1 protein-coding gene is annotated in these 1288 nt (G+C 72.7%); it reads right to left on the bottom strand.

Annotated elements, in window-relative coordinates; genetic code table 11:
• Positions 1-135 precede the first annotated feature (135 nt).
• The coding region (locus DD1DGNOD_RS22605; protein WP_241255927.1) for an NAD(P)/FAD-dependent oxidoreductase at positions 136-1288 on the bottom strand (1153 nt) is incomplete at its 5' end.

The following is a 1288-nucleotide window of genomic DNA, read 5'->3' as shown; positions in this document are numbered from 1 at the left end:
GCCGACGTGGCCAGCCTGTAGCAGCCTGTAGCAGCTTGTAGCTGTAGCAGCCTGCAGTAAGTGGCCGTCCTGGAGCAGTACGACCGGCAGCGGTATGAACCGGCCGGCGGATCGTCCCAGCGCCGGCCGGTGACCTCACCGCCGGCCGGCGACCAGCTTGCGCACGGCCAGACGGGCCAGCGACGCGGTGGGGATCGTCCCGCGTCCCAGACCGATCTCGAGCAGGGTGTCGAAGAGCTCGGTGCGGTGGCTCGCGGCTTGGACGGCTGAGTCCATGAGGGTGCGGTGCCGGCCGGCGAGCCCGGCCAGCAGCGTGGTGTGGCGCAGGTGCCGCCCGAGTTCGCGGTCCAGGGCGTGCCGGTAGGCCGCGCCCACCGCGCTCGGTGAAACGGTGACAGCGGCCTGGCCAGCGAGCGAACCCGACAGCAGCGCGTAGTAGATACCTTCACCGGTGAGCGGATTGATCAGCGACGCGGCGTCCCCGGCAAGCAGGACCGCACCGTCGGGCTGGCGGGGCCGCCAGGTCGACAGGGGCAGGTGGTGGGCGCGTAGCGTCCCGGGATGGGCGGGCTGGTCCGGAAGCATCCGGGCGAGGGTGCCGTGCAGGACGGCCCGTCCGCCGCTGTTGCCGTGCAGCTCGTCGAGCTTCGACCGCAGCATCCCATAGCCGATGTTGGCGCGGCCGTCCCCGATCGGGAACGACCAGGCGTAGGCCGGCCAACCCTCGTCGGTCATCTCGATGAGCTGTTCGGGTGGGCGGTCGGCACGTGGCGCGTCGGCGTACCCGCGCACGGCGATGGCCAGTGCCTCCGGCGGATTCGGCCCGATGCCCAGCGCGCGCCGCGTGACCGAGTTCGCCCCGTCCGCTCCGATCACCACCTGTGCCCGCAGGTAACCGTTGACCACCACCGGATCGCCCGCGTTCGGGCCTGGCACTACTGAGCGCACACGCTCGCGTCGCAGTACGGCTCCGCGCGCACGGGCGGCGGCGGCCAGCCGCGCATCGAAGACCTTGCGCGGGACCACATAGTTCGCCCGTGGGCAGGGAGTTGCCACCTGCGCGCCGCCTGGCGCACGCAGCCGCATCCGATCCACCGGCGCGTACCCGGCGACGGCGTCGGGCACACCGAGAGCACACAGGACGTCCAGGCCGTGTGGGGCGATGCCGTCACCGCAGGCCTTGTCCCGGGGGAAGTCCGCGGCGTCGAGCATCACTACACGGGTCTGTGGCCGCAGCTGCAGCGCGCGCAGGGCGGCGGCACAGCCGGCCGGACCGGCGCCGACGACG

This window comes from Candidatus Protofrankia californiensis (assembly GCF_900634765.1).
In the GTDB taxonomy this organism is placed as follows: domain Bacteria; phylum Actinomycetota; class Actinomycetes; order Frankiales; family Frankiaceae; genus Protofrankia; species Protofrankia californiensis.
This window is presented reverse-complemented; position numbering and strand designations above follow the sequence as displayed.